This is a genomic window from Massilia sp. 05N420, from assembly GCF_056397205.1.
On the sequence record NZ_JBFTMX010000001.1, the window covers coordinates 140108 to 158287 of the forward strand.

The 18180-nt window shown below is 65.9% G+C and carries 16 protein-coding genes and 1 tRNA gene; 6 read left to right on the forward strand and 11 right to left on the reverse strand.

The features are described from left to right. Positions 1-13: 13 nt before the first annotated feature. The 6 genes from AC1DIX_RS00650 to modA all read right to left on the reverse strand — a co-directional run bounded on the left by AC1DIX_RS00650 (position 14) and on the right by modA (position 4417). On the reverse strand, positions 14-712 hold the full coding sequence (locus AC1DIX_RS00650) for a hypothetical protein (RefSeq protein ID WP_477321203.1): 699 nt from the start codon (positions 710-712) through the stop codon (positions 14-16). Then, entirely contained in the window at positions 709-1272 is a 564-nt protein-coding gene (locus AC1DIX_RS00655; RefSeq protein WP_477321205.1) for a group I truncated hemoglobin, read from the reverse strand. The genes AC1DIX_RS00650 and AC1DIX_RS00655 overlap by 4 nt, the downstream gene beginning before the upstream one ends. Positions 1273-1352: 80 nt before the next feature. Next, on the reverse strand, positions 1353-1751 hold the full coding sequence (locus AC1DIX_RS00660; RefSeq protein WP_477321207.1) for a hypothetical protein: 399 nt from the start codon (positions 1749-1751) through the stop codon (positions 1353-1355). Between the two features lie 156 nt (positions 1752-1907). Beyond that, complete coding sequence (modC, locus tag AC1DIX_RS00665) at positions 1908-2993, reverse strand: molybdenum ABC transporter ATP-binding protein (RefSeq protein ID WP_477321209.1); 1086 nt, start codon at positions 2991-2993, stop codon at positions 1908-1910. Continuing rightward, positions 2990-3667: a molybdate ABC transporter permease subunit gene (modB, locus tag AC1DIX_RS00670; RefSeq protein ID WP_441934006.1), complete on the reverse strand. Its 678-nt coding sequence runs from the start codon at positions 3665-3667 to the stop codon at positions 2990-2992. The genes modC and modB overlap by 4 nt, the downstream gene beginning before the upstream one ends. Positions 3668-3673: 6 nt before the next feature. After that, positions 3674-4417 (reverse strand): molybdate ABC transporter substrate-binding protein, encoded by a 744-nt coding sequence (gene modA, locus AC1DIX_RS00675; protein WP_477321212.1) that lies wholly within the window; start codon positions 4415-4417, stop codon positions 3674-3676. 91 nt (positions 4418-4508) lie between these two features. On the opposite strand from modA, the gene AC1DIX_RS00680 reads away from it, so the two are divergent. Further along, entirely contained in the window at positions 4509-5312 is an 804-nt protein-coding gene (locus tag AC1DIX_RS00680) for a TOBE domain-containing protein (protein WP_477321214.1), read from the forward strand. Positions 5313-5374: 62 nt separating this feature from the next. Next, a complete protein-coding gene (paeA, locus tag AC1DIX_RS00685) occupies positions 5375-6706 on the forward strand; it encodes a polyamine export protein PaeA (RefSeq protein WP_477321216.1) in 1332 nt (443 codons plus the stop codon). Positions 6707-6720: 14 nt separating this feature from the next. Here paeA and metE read toward each other — a convergent pair whose 3' ends face one another. Next, positions 6721-9012: a 5-methyltetrahydropteroyltriglutamate--homocysteine S-methyltransferase gene (gene metE, locus AC1DIX_RS00690; protein WP_477321218.1), complete on the reverse strand. Its 2292-nt coding sequence runs from the start codon at positions 9010-9012 to the stop codon at positions 6721-6723. 96 nt (positions 9013-9108) lie between these two features. On the opposite strand from metE, the gene AC1DIX_RS00695 reads away from it, so the two are divergent. Both AC1DIX_RS00695 and AC1DIX_RS00700 read left to right on the forward strand, forming a co-directional pair. After that, on the forward strand, positions 9109-9996 hold the full coding sequence (locus AC1DIX_RS00695) for a LysR family transcriptional regulator (RefSeq protein ID WP_477321220.1): 888 nt from the start codon (positions 9109-9111) through the stop codon (positions 9994-9996). A gap of 57 nt (positions 9997-10053) precedes the next feature. After that, a complete protein-coding gene (locus tag AC1DIX_RS00700; RefSeq protein ID WP_477321222.1) occupies positions 10054-10308 on the forward strand; it encodes a hypothetical protein in 255 nt (84 codons plus the stop codon). Here the strand turns inward: AC1DIX_RS00700 and AC1DIX_RS00705 are convergent. Further along, positions 10298-10699, reverse strand: a complete 402-nt coding sequence (locus tag AC1DIX_RS00705; protein ID WP_441934019.1) for a hypothetical protein — start codon at positions 10697-10699, stop codon at positions 10298-10300. The genes AC1DIX_RS00700 and AC1DIX_RS00705 overlap by 11 nt on opposite strands. Before the next feature lie 125 nt (positions 10700-10824). Between AC1DIX_RS00705 and AC1DIX_RS00710 the strand changes: the two genes are divergently transcribed. Then, positions 10825-10895, forward strand: a tRNA-Cys gene (locus AC1DIX_RS00710). Positions 10896-11018: 123 nt separating this feature from the next. On the opposite strand, the gene AC1DIX_RS00715 is transcribed toward AC1DIX_RS00710, so the two are convergent. Beyond that, positions 11019-12035 carry an acyltransferase family protein gene (locus AC1DIX_RS00715; protein ID WP_477321224.1) on the reverse strand — a complete coding sequence of 339 codons (1017 nt, stop codon included), beginning with the start codon at positions 12033-12035 and terminating at the stop codon, positions 11019-11021. A gap of 542 nt (positions 12036-12577) precedes the next feature. Here AC1DIX_RS00715 and AC1DIX_RS00720 point away from each other — a divergent pair. Next, entirely contained in the window at positions 12578-13753 is a 1176-nt protein-coding gene (locus AC1DIX_RS00720; protein WP_477321226.1) for a hypothetical protein, read from the forward strand. Between the two features lie 35 nt (positions 13754-13788). Here AC1DIX_RS00720 and AC1DIX_RS00725 read toward each other — a convergent pair whose 3' ends face one another. After that, positions 13789-14715, reverse strand: a complete 927-nt coding sequence (locus tag AC1DIX_RS00725) for a diguanylate cyclase (RefSeq protein WP_477321228.1) — start codon at positions 14713-14715, stop codon at positions 13789-13791. Beyond that, entirely contained in the window at positions 14712-18170 is a 3459-nt protein-coding gene (locus AC1DIX_RS00730; RefSeq protein WP_477321230.1) for a hybrid sensor histidine kinase/response regulator, read from the reverse strand. The genes AC1DIX_RS00725 and AC1DIX_RS00730 overlap by 4 nt, the downstream gene beginning before the upstream one ends. Positions 18171-18180 lie beyond the last annotated feature (10 nt).

Below are 18180 nucleotides of genomic sequence, written 5' to 3' on the forward strand. Positions count from 1 at the left end.
TGCGTTAAATTCATCAATTTATGGTGTCCTCCTTCGCGGACAGGTACTGCTCGCGCACCGACAGCCCGCTCTGTGGCAGGTGGGAGGCCGTGACGGTCGCGAGATAGTCCGCATAGCGGTATTGAAGCCGGGCGGTCTGGATCGGCAGCGCCGCCAGCGCTTCCGGCGCCGGATCGCCCAGCGTCACGGTCGGCGCGCCGAGGGCGCTGCGCAGGCGGGCGGCGGCCGAGGACCATACCGTGCGCAGCGAGGCCGCATCCATGCCGCGCCGGTAGACGTCGACGCCGACCAGGCGGCCGGCCGGGCCGAAGCTCAGCCACAGTTCGCTGACCGGCGGCCCGTCCAGCGCCAGCGTGCCGGCGTCGATGCCGCGGCAGCGCAGGTGGCGGTAGCCGCGCAGCTGCGCTTCGCATTGCGCATGGGCGCGCCCGAGCAGGGCCAGGGCCTCGGCTTCGGTGGTCCGGTCGAGCTGCATGCCCGCCAATGCCGGACGGGCAGGCGCAGGTACGCTGCCGCGGATCGAGGCCAGCCCCACCTTGCGCAATTGGGCGACCTGTTCCGGGGTCACCGTGCGTACCGGGCAGGGGACGCCGGCGGCAGCCAGGAAGCGCAGGCCGGAGGGCGTGTGCATCCAGCCGATCGCGCCGAGCGCCAGCAGCACGGCGCCGCCGATGCCGGCGCCCAGTTGGAGAGGGCGGCTGAGCGTGTTCATGACTGGCAGTTGGCCGCGGTGTTCGGGCCAAGGTAGACCGGTGCGCCGGAGACGATGGAGCCCTTCAGTCCGACCAGGGTCGGCGCCACGCGATTGATGTAAGCGTCCGGTACGCCGTCCTGTTTCATGACCGCCGCCAGGTCGACGATGAACTGGTCGAACACGCAGCCGGGAATGCCGAGGTCCTTGTGGGCCGTGACCATGTCTTCGCAGGTCTGGGTGGTGCCGTCGGCGGTGACGGGGCCGGGATAGGAATAGGGGCCGCCGAGCACGGCGTTGAACTGCAGGCGCAGGCAGGCCTTCAGGCGGTCGGGCGAGTCGTGGCCCGGCTTGCCGACGACGGCGAAATAAGGGGCTTCCTTCGGATCGGCGAGCAGGCCGGCGACGGCGTCGTCGACGACCTTGCCGACCGCCGCCGGCGCCTTGGCGTCGCCGCCCAGGGCCAGCCAGATATCATTGTTCTGAGGAAATTGGGCCATCGGCTTGTCGTCATTGCCGCCACCGCAGGCGGACAGGACGGCGCACAGGCATGCCGAGGACAGGAAGAGGGTGCGCTTCATATGGGTCTCCAGAAAGTGGTCGATCCGGGGAAAAGTCCCCGCCTGGAAGCGCTGCGGTTCCGAGCGTCGCTCTTCAGCCGTCAGGCGCTTTGACCCATATACGTAGCGGATTCGGTTTTGGATTCAAACAGTGGCGAGTGCAAATAGCCCTGCGCTACTTCACCATTTGCGCCATCCTGCGCTGCCGGGGACATGGCGCGTTCGATTGCTGCCGCCAGCGCTTTCAGGCACAAAGGCTTTTGTACCCAGGCGTCGATCGATGTCGCCGGCGCCTGTGGCTGGCGCCCGCCCACCACGATCACTTTCAGATGCCCTTGCAGCTTCTTGAGCCGTGCCGCCACCGTGCCGCCGTCGGGGTCGCGCAAGCCCAGGCTGATGATCGCCAGGTCGACCCGGAGCGACTCGAGGACGCCGGCGGCGCAAGCGAGGTCCACGAAGGCGACCGGCACGTGCTTCAGCCCGTCCAGCAGGTAGACCACGGCCTGACGCGTGAGCGGATCGTTTTCTACGAGAAGTGTGGAGAGCGGCATCGGTAAGGTAGGGGGAGATTGCTCCTGATTACCTTAGCGCGGCGGAAGAGGAAGTTGGTAAACTGTAACTATTGCTTACAACACATTAAATTTTCGTTATGCAAACTAGCGCAGCAGTGCCACCCCCTTGATCTGTACCCACAGTTCGCGTCCCGCGCCGATGCCCAGCTCGCGCCGCGAACGCTCGGTGATGCGCGCCAGCAGCGGCGTCTCGCCCATGCGCAGCTGCACCAGCACGTGGCCCGGCGTATCGGTGGCGGCGGTCGCCGTCACCACGGCGGGCAGCAGGTTGACGATGCTGGAGTCGAGCGGGCGCGACAGCGCCAGGCTGACGTCGCGCGCATGGATGCGGCAGCGCAGGCGGCTGCCGATCGCTTCATGGCGCCGGCCGACGCGCAGCACGCCGCCGGCGAAGGCCAGGCGCGACAGGGCATCGTCCTCGTGGCCTTCGAGGATGGTGTCGAGCACCACGCCGGCGTCGTCCACGAAGGCGGGCRGCAGGTCGGCGCGCGCCAGGGTCTCGGTCAGCGGGCCGCTGGCGACCACGCGGCCGGCGTCCAGCAGCACCAGATGGTCGGCCAGGCGCGCCACCTCGTCCGGCGCGTGGCTGACGTAGACGATCGGCACCGAGAGCTCGTCGTGCAGGCGCTCCAGGTAGGGCAGGATCTCCTGCTTGCGGCGCAGGTCGAGGGCCGCCAGCGGCTCGTCCATCAGCAGCAGGCGCGGGGAGGCCAGCAGGGCGCGCGCGATCGCCACCCGCTGGCGCTCGCCGCCGGACAGCCGGTCCGGCCGGCGCTCGAGCAGGTGGTCGATGCCGAGCAGGGCGGCCACCGCTTCCGGCTCGAAGCGGCGCGCGGCCGGCGGCACCCGCTTGCGGCCGAACTCCAGGTTGGCGCGCACGCTCAGGTGGGCGAACAGGCTGGCTTCCTGGAACACGACGCCGAGGGCGCGCTTGTGCACCGGGACGAAGATGCCGGCCGCCTCGTCCTGCCAGACCTCGCCACCGACCGCCACATAGCCGCCCGGCGCGCGCTCCAGGCCGGCGATGGCGCGCAGGCAGGTGGTCTTGCCGGAGCCCGAGGGGCCGAACAGGGCCGTGATGCCCTGGCCCGGCAGGTGCAGGTCGACGTCCAGCGCGAACGCGTCGCGCTGCAGGTGCAGGCGTACGCGAATTCCAGCATCTTCCATCATCGGCGTCCCTTCAGCGATTGCGGATTGAAGGTGTACAGGGCCAGCAGCACCGCGAAGCTGAACACCAGCATGGCCGCCGACAGCCAGTGCGCCTGCGCGTATTCGAGCGCTTCGACGTGGTCGTAGATCTGCACCGAGACGACGCGCGTGCGGTCGGGGATGTTCCCGCCGATCATGAGCACGACGCCGAACTCGCCCACCGTGTGCGCGAAGCCCAGCACCGCCGCGGTCAGGAAGCCGGGACGCGCCAACGGCACCGCCACGCTCCAGAAGGCATCCCATGGACTGGCGCGCAGGGTCGCCGCCACTTCGAGCGGGCGCTCGCCGATCGCCTCGAAGGCGTTCTGCAGCGGCTGCACGACGAAGGGCATCGAATACAGCACCGAAGCCAGCACCAGTCCCGTGAAGGTGAAGGGCAGCAGCCCCAGGCCGAGGGTGCTGGTGAGCTTGCCCAGGAAGCCGTTCGGCCCCATCACGACCAGCAGGTAGAAGCCGATCACCGTGGGCGGCAACACCAGCGGCAGCGCCACCACCGCCGCCACCGCGTTCTTCAGGCGCGAGCGGGTGCGCGCCAGCCACCAGGCGACGGGCGTGCCGAGCACCAGCAGCAGCAGGGTGACGACGGTGGCGAGCTTCAGGGTCAGCCAGATGGCGGCGAGGTCGGCGGCGTCCATCCAGGTTCAGATTTCGTAGCCGTAGGCGCGGATGATGCCTTTTGCCTTGTCGGATTTGAGGTAGTCGCTGAGGGCCCTGGCGGCCGGATTGGCGGCGCCCTTGAGCAGGATGACGGCGTCCTGGCGGATCGGGCTGTGCATGGACTCGGGGACGATCCAGCCGGAGCCGGACGTGAACCTGCCGTCGCGCGACACCTGGGACAGGGCGACGAAGCCGAGTTCCGCATTGCCGGTGCTGACGAACTGGTGGGCCTGGGCGATGTTCTCGCCCTGGACGATCTTCGGCTGCAGGTGCTGGTAGAGCTTCAGCGTGGTGAGGGTCTCGACCGCGGCGGCGCCGTAGGGCGCGGCCTTCGGATTGGCGATCGACAGGTGGGCGAAGTGCCCGTCCTGCAGCACCTTGCCCTGGCTGTCGACATAGCCTTCCTTTGCCGACCACAGCACCAGCTTGCCGGTGGCGTAGGTGAAGCGGGTGCCGGGCACGGCCTGCTTTTCGGCCTCGAGTCTGGCCGGGGTCTCGACGTCGGCCGCCAGCAGGACTTCGAACGGCGCGCCGTTCGTGATCTGCGCATAGAACTTGCCGGTGGCGCCGAAGGCGAGCACGGCCTTGTGTCCGGTGTCCTGGGCGAAGGCGTCGGCGATCTTCTGCATGGGCGCGGTGAAATTCGCGGCGACCGCCACCTGCACCTCGCCGGCATGGGCGCCGGCGGTCGTCAATATCGTGGCCAGCAGGCCGGCAAGTCGTTTCATGGATGATGGCTCCGAAGCGTTATATTTGTGAGTATATAGCGTTATTTTCATCTTGGCATCTGTTATCGTGGCGCCTGGATCGGGGGAAGAGATGGACAAGGAATTTGCATTGCGGGGCATGGTGTGGATGACGGTGGGCGGCGAGAACTTCGGCGGCCCCGGGCGGGTCGGCCTGCTGGCCAAGGTGGCCGAGACCGGCTCGATCAGCCAGGCCGCCAGGGCCATCAAGATGAGCTACAAGRCCGCCTGGGACGCCATCGATGCGATGAACAACCTGGCCGGCGAAGCCCTGGTCGAACGCCAGACCGGCGGCAAGGGCGGCGGCGGGACCCGCCTGACCGCGCGCGGCGAGCAGCTGGTGAAGAACTTCCGCCGGCTCGAACAAGTGCACCGGGATTTTGTCGAACAACTCAACCGCCAGGCGGCCGGCGTGGCCGACGACCTGAACCTGATCAGCAGACTGAATATGAAGACCAGCGCACGCAACCAGTTCTTCGGCACCGTCACCGGCGTCAAGCCGGGCGCCGTCAACGACGAGATCGAACTCGACATCGCCGGCGGCCACAAGCTGGTCGCCATCGTCACCCGCGAAAGCACCGAGACCCTCGGCCTGCAGCCGGGCCGCCAGGCCTTCGCCCTCATCAAGTCGTCCTCGGTGATCCTGGTGACGCAAGCGGATGGCGCGCGCTTCTCGGCGCGCAACCGCCTGCAGGGGACGATCTCGCGCCTGACGCCGGGCGCGGTGAATACCGAGGTGGTGCTGGACCTGCCGGGCGGCGGCACGGTGGCGGCGGTGATCACCAACGAGAGCGCGGAGTCGCTGGCGCTAGCGGAAGGGGCGGCGGCGATGGCGATGTTCAAGGCCTCGAGCGTCATCGTCGGCGTGACGGGATAGCCGCCGGGTTGGCTTCGCATCCCGGGTATATGCTAAAGTGATAACAAAGTCCCGGGTGTCCCATGAACTTGTTCGAACATTTGGCCCTACTGGCCGTATTGGTGCTTGCCGCCGGCTTCCTGTCCCTGACGGAGATCTCGCTGGCCGGCGCACGCAAAATCAAACTCAAGCTGCTGGCCGAGGCAGGCGACGAGCGCGCCCACAAGGTCATATCGCTGCAAGCGCAATCGGCCGATTTCTTCGCGGCCTCGCAGATCGGCCTGAATGCGATCGCCATCCTCGGCGGTATCCTCGGCGAAGGGGCCCTGCGGCCATTCTTCTTCGACTGGCTGTCGGTGGTGTATGCGGGGCCGGGGCGCGAGAACCTGGCTTTCGCCCTGTCCTTCGTGTTCGTCACGACCCTGTTCGTGCTGTTCGCCGACCTGATGCCCAAGCGCCTGGCGATGATCGCGCCGGAGAGCACGGCGATGGCCGTGATCCGGCCGGTCCTGTTCATCATCCGCTTCTTCAAGCCCTTCTCCTGGGCGCTGAACAAGGTGGCGAACATGCTGTTCCGGGTCTTCGGCATCGACACCACGCGCGAAGACCGCATCACCTTCGACGAGATCTCGGCGGTGGTGGAAGCCGGCGCCCAGGCCGGCGTGCTGCAGAAGCAGGAGCAGCACTTCATCGAGAACGTCTTCGAACTCGAGTCGCGGGCGGTGACGTCCACCATGACGACCCGCGAGAACGTGGTGTTCTTCAACCTGAGCGAGCCGGAAGACAGCATCCGCCAGAAGATCGCGACCCATGCGCTGTCCAAGTTCCCGGTCTGCGACGGCGTGATCGACCGCGTGATCGGCTATGTCGACACGCGCGACATCCTGGTGGGCCTGCTGCACAAGCGCTCCGGCTTCCAGCTGAACGAATCGAGCATCCGCACGGTGCTGATGATTCCCGACAGCCTGACCCTGTCCGAACTGCTGGACCGCTTCCGCGCCACCAAGGAGACCTTCGCGGTGGTGATCAACGAATATGCGCTGGTGGTCGGCGTGATCACCCTCAGCGACATCATGGTGACGGTGATGGGCAAGTGGGGCAGCCCGATGGAAGCCGACCAGCAGGCCCTGCGGCGCGAAGACGGCTCCTGGCTGATCGACGGCAGCACCCCGGTGGCGGACATGAAGCGCGTGCTCGAGCTCGATTCCCTGCCCGAGGAAGAGCACTACGAAACCGCGGCCGGCTTCATGATGTACATGCTGCGCAAGGTGCCCAAGCCCACCGACAGCGTGGAGTACGAGGGCATGCGCTTCGAGGTGCTGGACGTCGACCATTACCGCATCGACCAGCTGCTGGTGAAGCGGGTCGGGCGCGGCGAGGCTTCCCCGGCCTTTGCCGCCTCCGGCAGCGATTGAGCTGAGCAGGCCTTTCAAGCCGCGGCGCGCAGCTCCCTGGCCGCGGCCACCATATTGCTCAGCGCCGGGATCACCTCGGCCCACTGGCGCGTCTTCAGGCCGCAATCCGGATTGACCCACAGCCGCTCGGCCGGAATGCGCTCGGCCGCCTTCTTCATCAGCTGCACGATGTGTTCGGTAGTCGGGATGTTGGGCGAGTGGATGTCGTAGACGCCCGGGCCGATCTCGTTCGGATAGCGGAAGTGGTCGAAGGCGTCCAGCAGCTCCATGCTGGAGCGCGAGGTCTCGATGGTGATCACGTCCGCATCCATGCCGGCGATCGCCGCGATGATGTCGTTGAACTCCGAATAGCACATATGGGTGTGGATCTGGGTCGTGTCCCGCACGCCGTTGGCGGCGATGCGGAAGGACTCGATCGCCCAGTCCAGGTAGTCCTGCCATTGCGCGCGGCGCAGCGGCAGGCCTTCGCGCAGGGCGGCTTCGTCGATCTGGATCACGCGCACGCCGGCCCGCTCCAGGTCCAGCACTTCCGCGCGGATCGCCAGCGCCAGCTGGCGGCAGGACTCGGCGCGCGGCTGGTCGTCGCGCACGAAGGACCAGTTCAGGATGGTCACCGGGCCGGTCAGCATGCCCTTCATCGGCTTGTCCGTCAGCGACTGGGCGTAGGCGATCCAGTCGACCGTCATCGCGCGCGGGCGCTTGATGTCGCCGAACAGGATGGGCGGCTTGACGCAGCGCGAACCGTAGGACTGGACCCAGCCGTACTGGCTGAAGGCGTAGCCGTCGAGCTGCTCGCCGAAGTACTCGACCATGTCGTTGCGCTCGGCCTCGCCGTGCACCAGCACGTCCAGGCCGAGGGCTTCCTGTTCGCGCACGCTGCGCTCGATCTCGGCGCGCATCGCCGCCCGGTAGCCGGCATCGTCCAGCAGGCCGGCCTTGTGGCTGCTGCGCGCCTGGCGGATCTCGGGCGTCTGCGGGAAGGAGCCGATGGTGGTGGTCGGGTAGGCCGGCAGGCGGAGCAGGGCGGCCTGCAGCGCGGCCCGTTCGGCGTAGGCGCTGTCGCGGCAGCCGACGGCGGGGTCGACCGCCTTGACCGCGGCCCGCACCACCGGATCGTTCACGCGCGGCGAGGCGCGGCGCGCGGCCAGGGCGGCGGCATTGTCCGCCAGCGCCTCCTTCACGGACTCGCGGCCGCCGCGCAGGGCCTGGGCCAGCACCCGCAACTCGTCGAGCTTCTGCAGGGCGAAGGCGAGCCAGGACTTGATCTCCGCATCGAGCTTCCGTTCGCTGCCCAGGTCCACCGGCACGTGCAGCAGCGAGCAGGACGGTGCGATCCACAGGCGCTCGCCCAGGCTGCTTGCAATCGGCTCCAGCCAGTCCAGCAGCGCGTTCAGGTCGGTCTTCCAGATATTGCGGCCGTCGATCACGCCCAGCGACAGCACCTTGTGGTTGGGCAGGAGATTCAGCAGCGGACGGACGTCCTCGCGGCCGCGGATGGCGTCGACGTGCAGCCCGGCCACCGGCAGGTTGGCGGCCAGATAGAGGTTTTCCTGCAGCTGGCCGAAGTAGGTCGCCAGCAGCAGCTTGACCGGGCAGGCCTTGAGGTGGTGGTAGGCGCTGTTGACGGCGTGCTGCCAGTCGGCGTCGAGCTCCGTCACCAGGATCGGTTCGTCCACTTGCACCCATGTCACGCCCTGTTCGGCGAGGACGCACAGCAGTTGCGCGTAGACGTTCAGCAGGGCGGGCAGCAGGGCCAGCTTGTCGGCGCCATCCTTCGCCTTGCCCAGCGCCAGGTAGCTGACCGGGCCGAGGATCACCGGCTTGGCTTTCACGCCCTGGGACCTGGCTTCGGCCAGCTGGGCGAGCAGGCGCGAGGCGTCGAGCCTGAATTCGGTCCCGGCCGAGAACTCCGGCACGATGTAGTGGTAGTTGGTGTCGAACCACTTGGTCATCTCGCCGGCCGCGACCCCGCCGCAGCAGCCCGCATGCTCTTCGGCCGATTGCGCCGAGCGGCCGCGCGCCACGCGGAAGTAGTTGTCGAGCGCGTCGCCGTGGAAGCCCTGCACGCGCTCGGGCAGGTTGCCGAGGGTGAAGCTCATGTCGAGCACCTGGTCGTAGAAGGAGAAGTCGCCCACCGGCACGAGATCGAGGCCGGCCTGGTCCTGCCAGTGGCGTGCGCGCAGCCCGGCACCCAGTTGCTGGAGCGTCTCGCGTGAGGATTCGCCCTTCCAGTAAGCCTCCAGCGCGAATTTCAGTTCGCGTTTGACGCCGATGCGCGGGAATCCCAGGTTATGAATAGTGGTCATGCCAACTCCATGAATGATTTATTTCATTCATGTTATTGGTGCTTTGTCATGAAGTAAAATGGTCATTTTTCACGTATCCATCGATTTCATTCATATATGCTCGAGCGCGCCCATCTGGAAATCCTCCTCGAAGTGAAACGCCAGGGATCAGTCACGGCCGCCGCCGAGGTGCTGCACCTGACCCAGTCGGCGCTGAGCCACAGCATGCGCAAGCTGGAGCAGCATGCCGGCACCGAGATCTGGATCCGCGAAGGCCGCTCGCTGCGCCTGACCCAGGCCGGCGACTACCTGCTCGCGGTGGCCCAGCGCCTGCTGCCGCAGCTGGTGCTGGCGGAGCAGCAGCTGGCCCAGTTCGCGCAGGGGGAGCGCGGCACGCTGCGCATCGGCATGGAGTGCCATCCCTGCTACCAGTGGCTGCTGAAAGTGGTGACGCCCTATCTGGAGGCGTGGCCGCTGGTCGACGTCGACGTCAAGCAGAAGTTCCAGTTCGGCGGCATCGCAGCCTTGCTGGGCTACGAGATCGACCTGGTCGTCACGCCCGATCCGGTGCTGCGTCCCGGCCTGCGCTTCGAGCCGGTGTTCGGCTACGAGCAGGTGCTGGTGGTACACGAACACCATCCCTGGGCCGGCCAGGAAGAGGTGAGGCCGGAGCAGCTGATCGAGGAAACCCTGATCACCTATCCGGTGCCGATCGACCGCCTCGACGTCTACACCATGTTCCTGCTGCCGGCCAACTGCAGGCCGCGCCGGCACAAGACCATCGAGACCACCGACATCATGCTGCAGATGGTGGCCAGCGGCCGCGGGGTGACAGCGCTGCCGAAATGGCTGGTGACGGATTACGCGCCGCAGCTGCGCCTGCATACCTTGCGGCTCGGGCCGACGGGGATCCAGAAGCACATCCACCTCGGCGCGCGCGAGGCGGACTGGGATACCGACTACCTGCACGCCTTCGTGGCGCTGGCGCGGCAGACCGGGCAGTAGCCGGCGGATTGCTCTATAATCGCCGGTTGCCCACCGCCGCTTGCCGGCCGAACGATCATGAGTCAAGAGATCAAGAACATCAAAGAAGCCGGCGCACTGGTGCTGCGCGCCTGGCGCCAGGCCTCGCCGTTTTTCCTCAGCATCGAGCTGCTGCTGATGCTGCTGCTGTCCTTCGTCACCGTCGCCGGCGTCTGGCTCGCCGTCATCGGCGACCTGCGCTGCCTGCTGGCCTTCGGTGCGGCGGGCGCCTACCTGACCGCGCGCCCGCTGCTGCACGTGAAGCGCGTGCTGGCCTGGCCCTTCATGCGCTGAGCGGCGCGTCCACCAGCAGTGCCGGATCGAGGGCGCGGATGCGCGGCTCGACGTAATAGCCGCCGGCTTCCACGTACTTCAGGCAGCATCGCCCGCACACGCTGCACTGGAACACGCCGCAGCGGTTGTAGGGATAGTGGCGCCAGGCGATCGGCGCCTCCGCCGACCAGTAGTTCGTCTTGTGCGGATGGTATTCGTCGTAGCTCGCTTCGGCGTAGGGATCCTCGACCAGCGTGCCAAGGGCGCGCACCTGCTGCTCCGGGAAGGCTGCCGGAATGCGCGTCCATTCGCGGAAGGAGTCGATGGCGCAAGTACAGTCCTGCGTGACGGCTGCCGATGCCGTCGCCAGCTGCGTCAGTTCCTCGAAACTTAATCGTTTATCTGTATTCATGGTGGTCCTGAAGTCGGGCCAGCCAGTATGCCATTGCGCGCCGCCGTCTGCCGGCGGCGGCCTTGGGCGCTCGACTCTTGAGCCAGCGCACAGCGCGCGTCTGGCAGGGGCGTAGGATTCTCTTCGGCGAGGTAGCAAAGAGGTTATGCAGCGGCTTGCAACGCCGCCCAGACAGGTTCGATTCCTGTCCTCGCCTGAACCGATTCATGACAAAGCCCACTCGCAAGTGGGCTTTTTCTATTTCGTTGCAAACGTCGGCAAACGCAACAGCCAGCGTCATGTTGCCAGCCGCCGGGCGTCGCGAGACCTTGGCTGAACACTAGATTTCAGCCCGAATGTTGCTGGATTCCGGATCAATCACCACACCTGGTTTCGCGCCCCATCGTTTATTTAGGTACAAGCGCGCCGGGTGCTCGATCAGGTGGAAAGCTGCCCACCCGGCGGTCGAAGCCAGGATGAGGCCCAGAACTGGCGACATGCCATGGTGGCGGTAGAGTTGATAGAAGGGCTGCTGCCATAGATACAGCGAGAACGAACAGGTCCCGAGCCTGCGCAGCCATCCAAACTCGAAGATCGAACGATACCAGCCGGGGGCACCGGCCATGGCATTGATCGCCACGGCAAACGCAATGGGACCGGCAATCAGCCGTAGGCCTGGCGGGACTGACCACCAGTAGGCTGCGCCGCCGATCATCAGCGCTATTGGTGAAACCCAAGGGCGGCTCAAGCGCACGCCACCCACGGTCATACTCAAGAAAATGAATCCAGCCGCAAAAATACCCAGCGACGCTACCTCGGTATGGGAATGGTACCCGCTTACCTTCGCAGAAGGCACGAGTGTGTAGACCGCGATTGCAGCGATGATCACCGCCAGGATCAGGCCGATTGCGGACCTGCCACGACCTTCATGCGTACGGCACCACAATGCGGCGAGCGAAAGAATGACATATGAATGTTCTTCGACACTCAGCGACCAGATATGCCCAAGAGGCATTACCCATCGGTCGACCACAAAATAGTTATTCGTGAACGTAAGGGCGGAAAAAAATTCCGTAGCCGAAACCGGTTGACCGGTAACGACCCATACGCCAAGGATGACTGCAAGATAAACGGCCACTGATGGGAAAACCCGTGCGACGCGCCGCCGATAAAATGTTCCGAAGCCTACTTCCTTGACGAACAGAACATTCGCCATCAACAAGCCTGAGAGGACGAAAAACAGGCCCACCCCGACGGTGCCCAGATTTAGTCCTGGAATCGCGAAAAAATGTCCTATGAGCAAGCAACTGATTGCTGCGCCGCGCCAACCATCGAGATAAGGAATGTTTTTTTCCATTATTATGTCCGTTTACTCATGGTTATAATAATTGCAAATATTGATGGGCGAAAGTTGTTTTTTTGCGTCAAGATCTTGCCCGATCCTTCACGCTGCCAAACGTCGATCGCAAGTTTGCGTTAATTCGAGGCTTGTTCAGACACGAAATGTCGCATTACGGCGATGCGATCCAAGCTCATACCGTCACTGCCCGGCGACATGCCGACGTAGGATGCCAGCGCTTACTTTTGGGTGGAGAACCGGAGTGGTGTCGTGCGCAGAGTTGAGGCGCTTGTAATAGCGGGGTTAGAACAAGTGCGTCAATATGGACGGTAGTAACTTGCTGGTTTGTAAGAATTTATCTTGTAACTACTGTTTTTCCCGAAAGAAACAGTGCGTCAACCAAGTCTATTATTAAATTTCAGAAAGGAAAGGGCTGGAAATTAACGCTTGTGGTAAAACGTGTTTTCGATACTTGTTAGTTTTTAGATAAGTAACTTGGCCGCTGAAATTATCAAGCGGTAATCCAAATTAAAACTGATAGTCGAGAATACGGACTTGCCATGCGCCTACTAAACGTCGAGAAAACAAGTCAGCTGAATGGTCGCACCCGGATAACCGGGCAAGTTCAATACGACGACGGCTTTATCGAAGACTATTGGTTTGAGCTGCCTGGTGCATATGAGCCAAGCACATCTGGCAATCCCTGGCTGTCGATTCTCCTGCCAATAGCGGCAACCCTTGGCGAAAGCCTGCATATTCCTTTTTCTGTCGACCCTGAGCTGATGCGTGGAGCCGAAAGTGTTTTGCGGCTATGGGCCTACTGGCGGAAGGACGTCCACGTAGTAGATATTGTCTCGGGACCGCCGGAGGTTCAGGCATTCGCACATGAGCGCGGAGCTGCCTCCTTTTTCTCAGCCGGAGTCGACTCGACATTCACGGTTCTACGACGCCCCGATGTGAAGAACTGGATCACGGTTCAGGGTTTCGACATGCCTATTTCTAAGAATGATGAGTTTGAGAAGCATTGCGCACGGCTTGGAAAGATGGCCGCGCACTACGGGGCAAGCTTTATCCCGGTGAGGACCAACATCCGGGAAATGCGATGGCGCAAGGCGCATTGGGAAGCTATTTCGCACGGTCCGGCACTCGCGGCAGTGGCTCTCATGTTCGAAAACCATTTTCATGAGACCCTGATACCGGCTTCCTATGACTACGGTAGTCTGGACCCATGGGGATCCCACCCCTTGTCGGACCCGCTTTTTTCGACCGTTCACACTAAAATTGTCCACGAGGGAACAGCCTATACCCGAACGGAGAAGATCGAATACCTGACCAAGGACCTGAACGCCCTCCGTGAGCTTCATGTTTGCTATCGCGGCGCGGACTCGAAAGGGCAAGACCATAGAAATTGTTGCCGATGCGAGAAGTGCTATCGCACGATGATTGCGCTCGAACTGTTCGGCAAACTAGACGAAGCATCGTTGTTTGAGAGAGAAAAGTTCGAGATCAATCGAATTGCAAAGATCTATATCGGCCACAGGTTGGACGAGAAATTTTTTGAAAACCTCTACCAAACCTCGGTGGCGAAAGGCAGGAATGACATCGCCGAGCAGATTGCGATCGCAATCCGCCGTTCGAAGTACATAAAACGACTCGGTGCCGCGAGCAGGCTGCCTTTGCTATGGCGGCCGGCGCAAGCCTTCACCAAACACCTGTTGCGCGACTCCCCGCGATAATCGGCGCGGCCATACGCTCCAGCCACTCCGCGACCCTAGTCCCGACCGCGCCAGGCCACCCGATTCCGTCCCCCATGCTTGGCCCGGTACAACTGCACGTCAGCCGCTTCGAACAGCTCGGCCGCCGTTTCCGGACGCTGTCCCGGCCCATGTTCGCCCAGGGTGGCGCCGCCCGCGCTGACGGTCAGCCACGCCGCCACGCCGGACGCCGCGTGCGCAAGCCGCAGTTCGACGATGGCCTTGAGGATGCCGTCCACCACGTGCCGGGCCTGGGTGGCGTCGGTGTCCGGCAGCAACAGCACCACTTCCTCGCCGCCGTAGCGGGCCGCGAGATCGGCCGGGCGGCGCAGGCCGGCGCTGGCGGCGCGCGCCACCGCGCGCAGGGCGCGGTCGCCGGCCGGGTGGCCGTAGTGGTCGTTGTACTGCTTGAAGGCGTCAATGTCGAGCAGGGCCAGCGACAGCGGCCGGCCGTTGCGCTGGGCGCGCTGCCATTCGACCTCGTACAGCTCGTCGAAGCGGCGGCGGTTGGCCAGCTCGGTCAGGCCGTCGACGTTGGCCAGGCGCTCCAGCATGCGGCGTTGCCTCGCCAGTTGCAGGTGCATGGCCACGCGCGCCATCACCACGGTGGCGTTGAAGGGCTTGGCGATGTAGTCGGCGGCGCCCGCATTGAGACCGTTGGCCTCGTCTTCCGGCCGGTTCATGCCGGAGATGAAGATGACCGTGGTGTGGGCCGTCTGCGGATCGGCGCGCAGCCGGCGCAGCACTTCGTAGCCGTCCATGTCCGGCATCATCACGTCCAGCAGCACCAGGTCGGGTGCGTGGCGCTGGGTGCGCTCCAGCGTCTGTTCGCCGTTCTTCGCCAGCAGCACCGTGTACTCGGGCTTCAGGAGGTCGGCCAGCACCTGGCGGTTGATCGCATCGTCGTCGGCGATCAGGACTTTCTGCGGTTCGAGCGGATTCATGTCTGCGCTTCCTCCAGCTGTTCCAGTTCCGCGAGCAGGGCCAGCGCACTGTCGTACTCGATATCGTCGACCGCCTTGCGCAGCGCCGCCAGCAGGGCCGCGTGACTGTCTGCCGGCAGGGCGGCCTGCAGTTCGGCGAGGGCGTCTTCGGCACGCGCGTCGGCAGCGCGCAGGTAGCCGGCCAGGCGCCGCACCAGCGCCGGCACGCCGGTCCCCGTTGCGGGCGCCTGCTCGGCGCGGCTGCCGCTGTCCGCAGCCTGGCTGCGCGCCAGGCCCCGCAGCACGGCATCGAGGCTCAGCGAGAGTTCCGGCGCCAGCAGCGGCAGGCGCTCGCGGCGGCCGGCGCGCAATTCCTGTTCGAGGTCGCCGGCGATGCGCGCCAGGGCGGCGGCGCCGATATATGTCGCGCCCGAGCGCAGGTTGTGCGCCAGTCCGAGCAGGACCTCGTCGGCGCCGCTGGAGAGGGCATCGCGGATCAGGGCCGGCGCCTGGCCGTATTCGCGGACGAAGCTGGCGAGGCGGCGGCGCAGGCGGGCCGGCTCGGCGCCGGCGCTGGCCAGCGCCAGGCTCCAGTCGACCCCGGCCAGCGGCGGCGGCAGCGCCGCGCCATCGTCGCCGGCATCGGCGCCGGGGGAAGCATCCCGCGCTTCCGGCAGCGCGCGTCCCAGCAGGCGCGCCGGCTCGATCCAGCGCAGCAGCGCGTGGAACAGCAGCTCCGGTTCGATCGGCTTGACCACGTGGTCGTTCATGCCGGCAGCCAGGCTGCGTTCGCGGTCGCCGGACATGGCGTTGGCGGTCATGGCGACGATCGGCAGCGTTTCGCGGCCGGGCAGGGCGCGGATCTCGCGCGCGGCGCTCAGGCCGTCCAGCACCGGCATCTGGATGTCCATCAGCACCAGGTCGTAATCGCCTTCCTTCACCATCGCCACGGCTTCCAGGCCGTCGGCGGCGGTGTCGACCCGCATGCGCGCGGCCGCCAGGAAGTCGAGCGCGACTTCGCGGTTGTTGGCATTGTCGTCGACCAGCAGGATGCGGGCGCCGTCCAGGCGGGCCAGGTCGGGCAGGGCGCCCGGCGCGCCGGCGGCGGGCGGCAGCACCAGCTCCGGATGCAAGGCCTGCAGCACGCTGTGATGGAGCAGGGCCGGGTTCACCGGCTTGGTCAGGAAGCCGTCGAGCGGCAGGTCGCCTTGTTCCTGCAGCACGCCTTCGCGGGTGCAGGCGCTGACCATCAGGATCGCCGGCGCCGCCTTGACGCGGGCATCAAGGCGGATACGGCGGATGGTCTCGACGCCGTCCCAGCCGGGCATGCGGTAATCCATCAGCACCAGCTCGTAGGGGTTGCCGGCGCCGGTGGCCTGGGCCAGCAGTTCGAGGGCGTCCTCGCCGGACGCGGCCACGCTGGCGCGGATGCCGTAGGCGCCGAGCATCTCGACCAGGGCGTCGCGCGCGCTGGCGCTGTCGTCGACCACCATCACGCGGGCCTGGCCCAGGGCGGTCGAGGGCAGGTCGTCGGCGCTGCCGACGCCGAGCGTGACGGTGAAGCTGAAGCGGCTGCCGGCGCCCAGTGTGCTGGTCACGCCGATCGCGCCGCCCATCAGCTCGACCAGCTGCTTCGAGATCGTCAGGCCGAGGCCGGTGCCGCCGTACTTGCGGGTGATCGAGCTGTCGGCCTGGGCGAAGGCCTGGAACAGGCCGGCGAGCTGTTCGCCGCTCATGCCGATGCCGGTGTCGCTGACCGTGAAGCGCAGGCGCGCCTGGCCGGCCGCGCGGTCGACCGGCTCGACCGGCTCGACCAGCTCGACCGCCACCACGATCTCGCCGCGCTCGGTGAACTTGACGGCATTGTTGGTCAGGTTGATCAGCACCTGGCCCAGGCGCAGCGGATCGCCCACCAGGTGGGGCGGCACGTCCGGCGCAACGCGGAACACCAGCTCGAGCTGCTTGGCGTCGGACTTGACGCCGGCGATGCCGGCCAGGTGATCGAGCAGGCCGTCGAGGGCGAACGGGGTCGCCTCGACGGTCATGCGGCCGGCCTCGATCTTGGAAAAGTCGAGGATGTCGTTGATGATGCCCAGCAGGTGCTCGCCGGCGCCGAGGATCTTGCCGAGGTAGTTGCGCAGCTTCGGATTCGGCTCGGCCATCAGGGCCAGCCGGCTCATGCCGAGGATGGCGTTCATCGGCGTGCGGATCTCGTGGCTCATGTTCGCCAGGAACTCCGACTTCATGCGGGTCGCGGCTTCCGCGCGCAGGGTGGCGTCGCGGGTCGCGCGGCTGCGCAGGCCGACGATGCGCAGGAAGGCCAGCATGTCGAGGGCGGCGCCGAACTGCACCGCGTGCATGTTCCAGAAGTCCGGGGCGGCGCCCCCATGCGATACCTTGGTCATGACGGCGGCGCCGGTGAAGCTGATCGTCCAGCCGACCAGCAGCCAGATGCCGACCGGGTCGCGGCGGCGCGCCAGGCGGAAGGCGCCCGGCAGGCCGAACAGGGTGGGGAAGATGCCGAGGGTGCTGACCATCATGATCAGGAACTCGTCGTGGATCAGGTCGAGGCCGAAGGCGGCCGCGTTCAGCAGGCACAGCACGGCGCAGGACTTCATCACGATCGAGTAGACGCGGTCGCGGCCGGGACGGGCCAGCAGGTGCTCGACGAACAGGTAGGCGCTGCAGGAGCACAGCATGGCCGCGATGCCGCTCAGGTGCAGCGCCGCCCACATATTCCCCGGCCACAGGTAGCGGCCGCCGACGCCGTACACCGCGGCCGAATAGATGGCCAGGCTGCCGATGTACAGCGCGTACTTGGCGTACAGCGATTCGCGCAGGTGGGCCCATTGCGCCAGGCTGTAGATCACCAGGAACAGGCTGAGGCCGGACAGCAGGCCTTGCAGGAGCTGCTCGTCCATCGCCGCGCCGTAGGAGGCTTCGGGCTTGCGCAGCATGACCGGCAGGATCTTCGGCGCTTCGGTCTGGACCTTCAGCAGCACCTCATAGTGCACGCCGGGTTCCAGCGCCAGCCGGAAGGCGGGATTGCCGTGCCCGAGGGCGCCCTCCGGATCGATCCCGGAACCGCCCGCCGCGTGACGCACGATACGGCCGTCGCGCAGCAGCCAGAGGTCGGCGCGGGTGATCAGGCCATAGGCGATGTCGAGCACCCAGTCGCCGTCGTCGGTCATCGCCGCCTGCACCGGAAAGCGCAGCCATGCCGTCCCCTTCCGCACGCCGATGCTGGCGAAGGGCGAACCCGGATCTTTGAAACGTTCCGGCGCGTCCGCCAGGATGCCGACGTCCAGCCGGTGACCGGGATCGACCAGCACCCGGACCGCCGGCCATGGATCGACCTCGGGCTGGCGGCCGTCGAGCAGCAGCGCGGCCTGGCCGCCAGCCGGCGCCGCGGCCTTTGATGGCAGCGGCAGCAGGGCCAGCATGGCCAGGAAGAGCGGGACGATCCAGGTTCGCATGGCGGGTTCC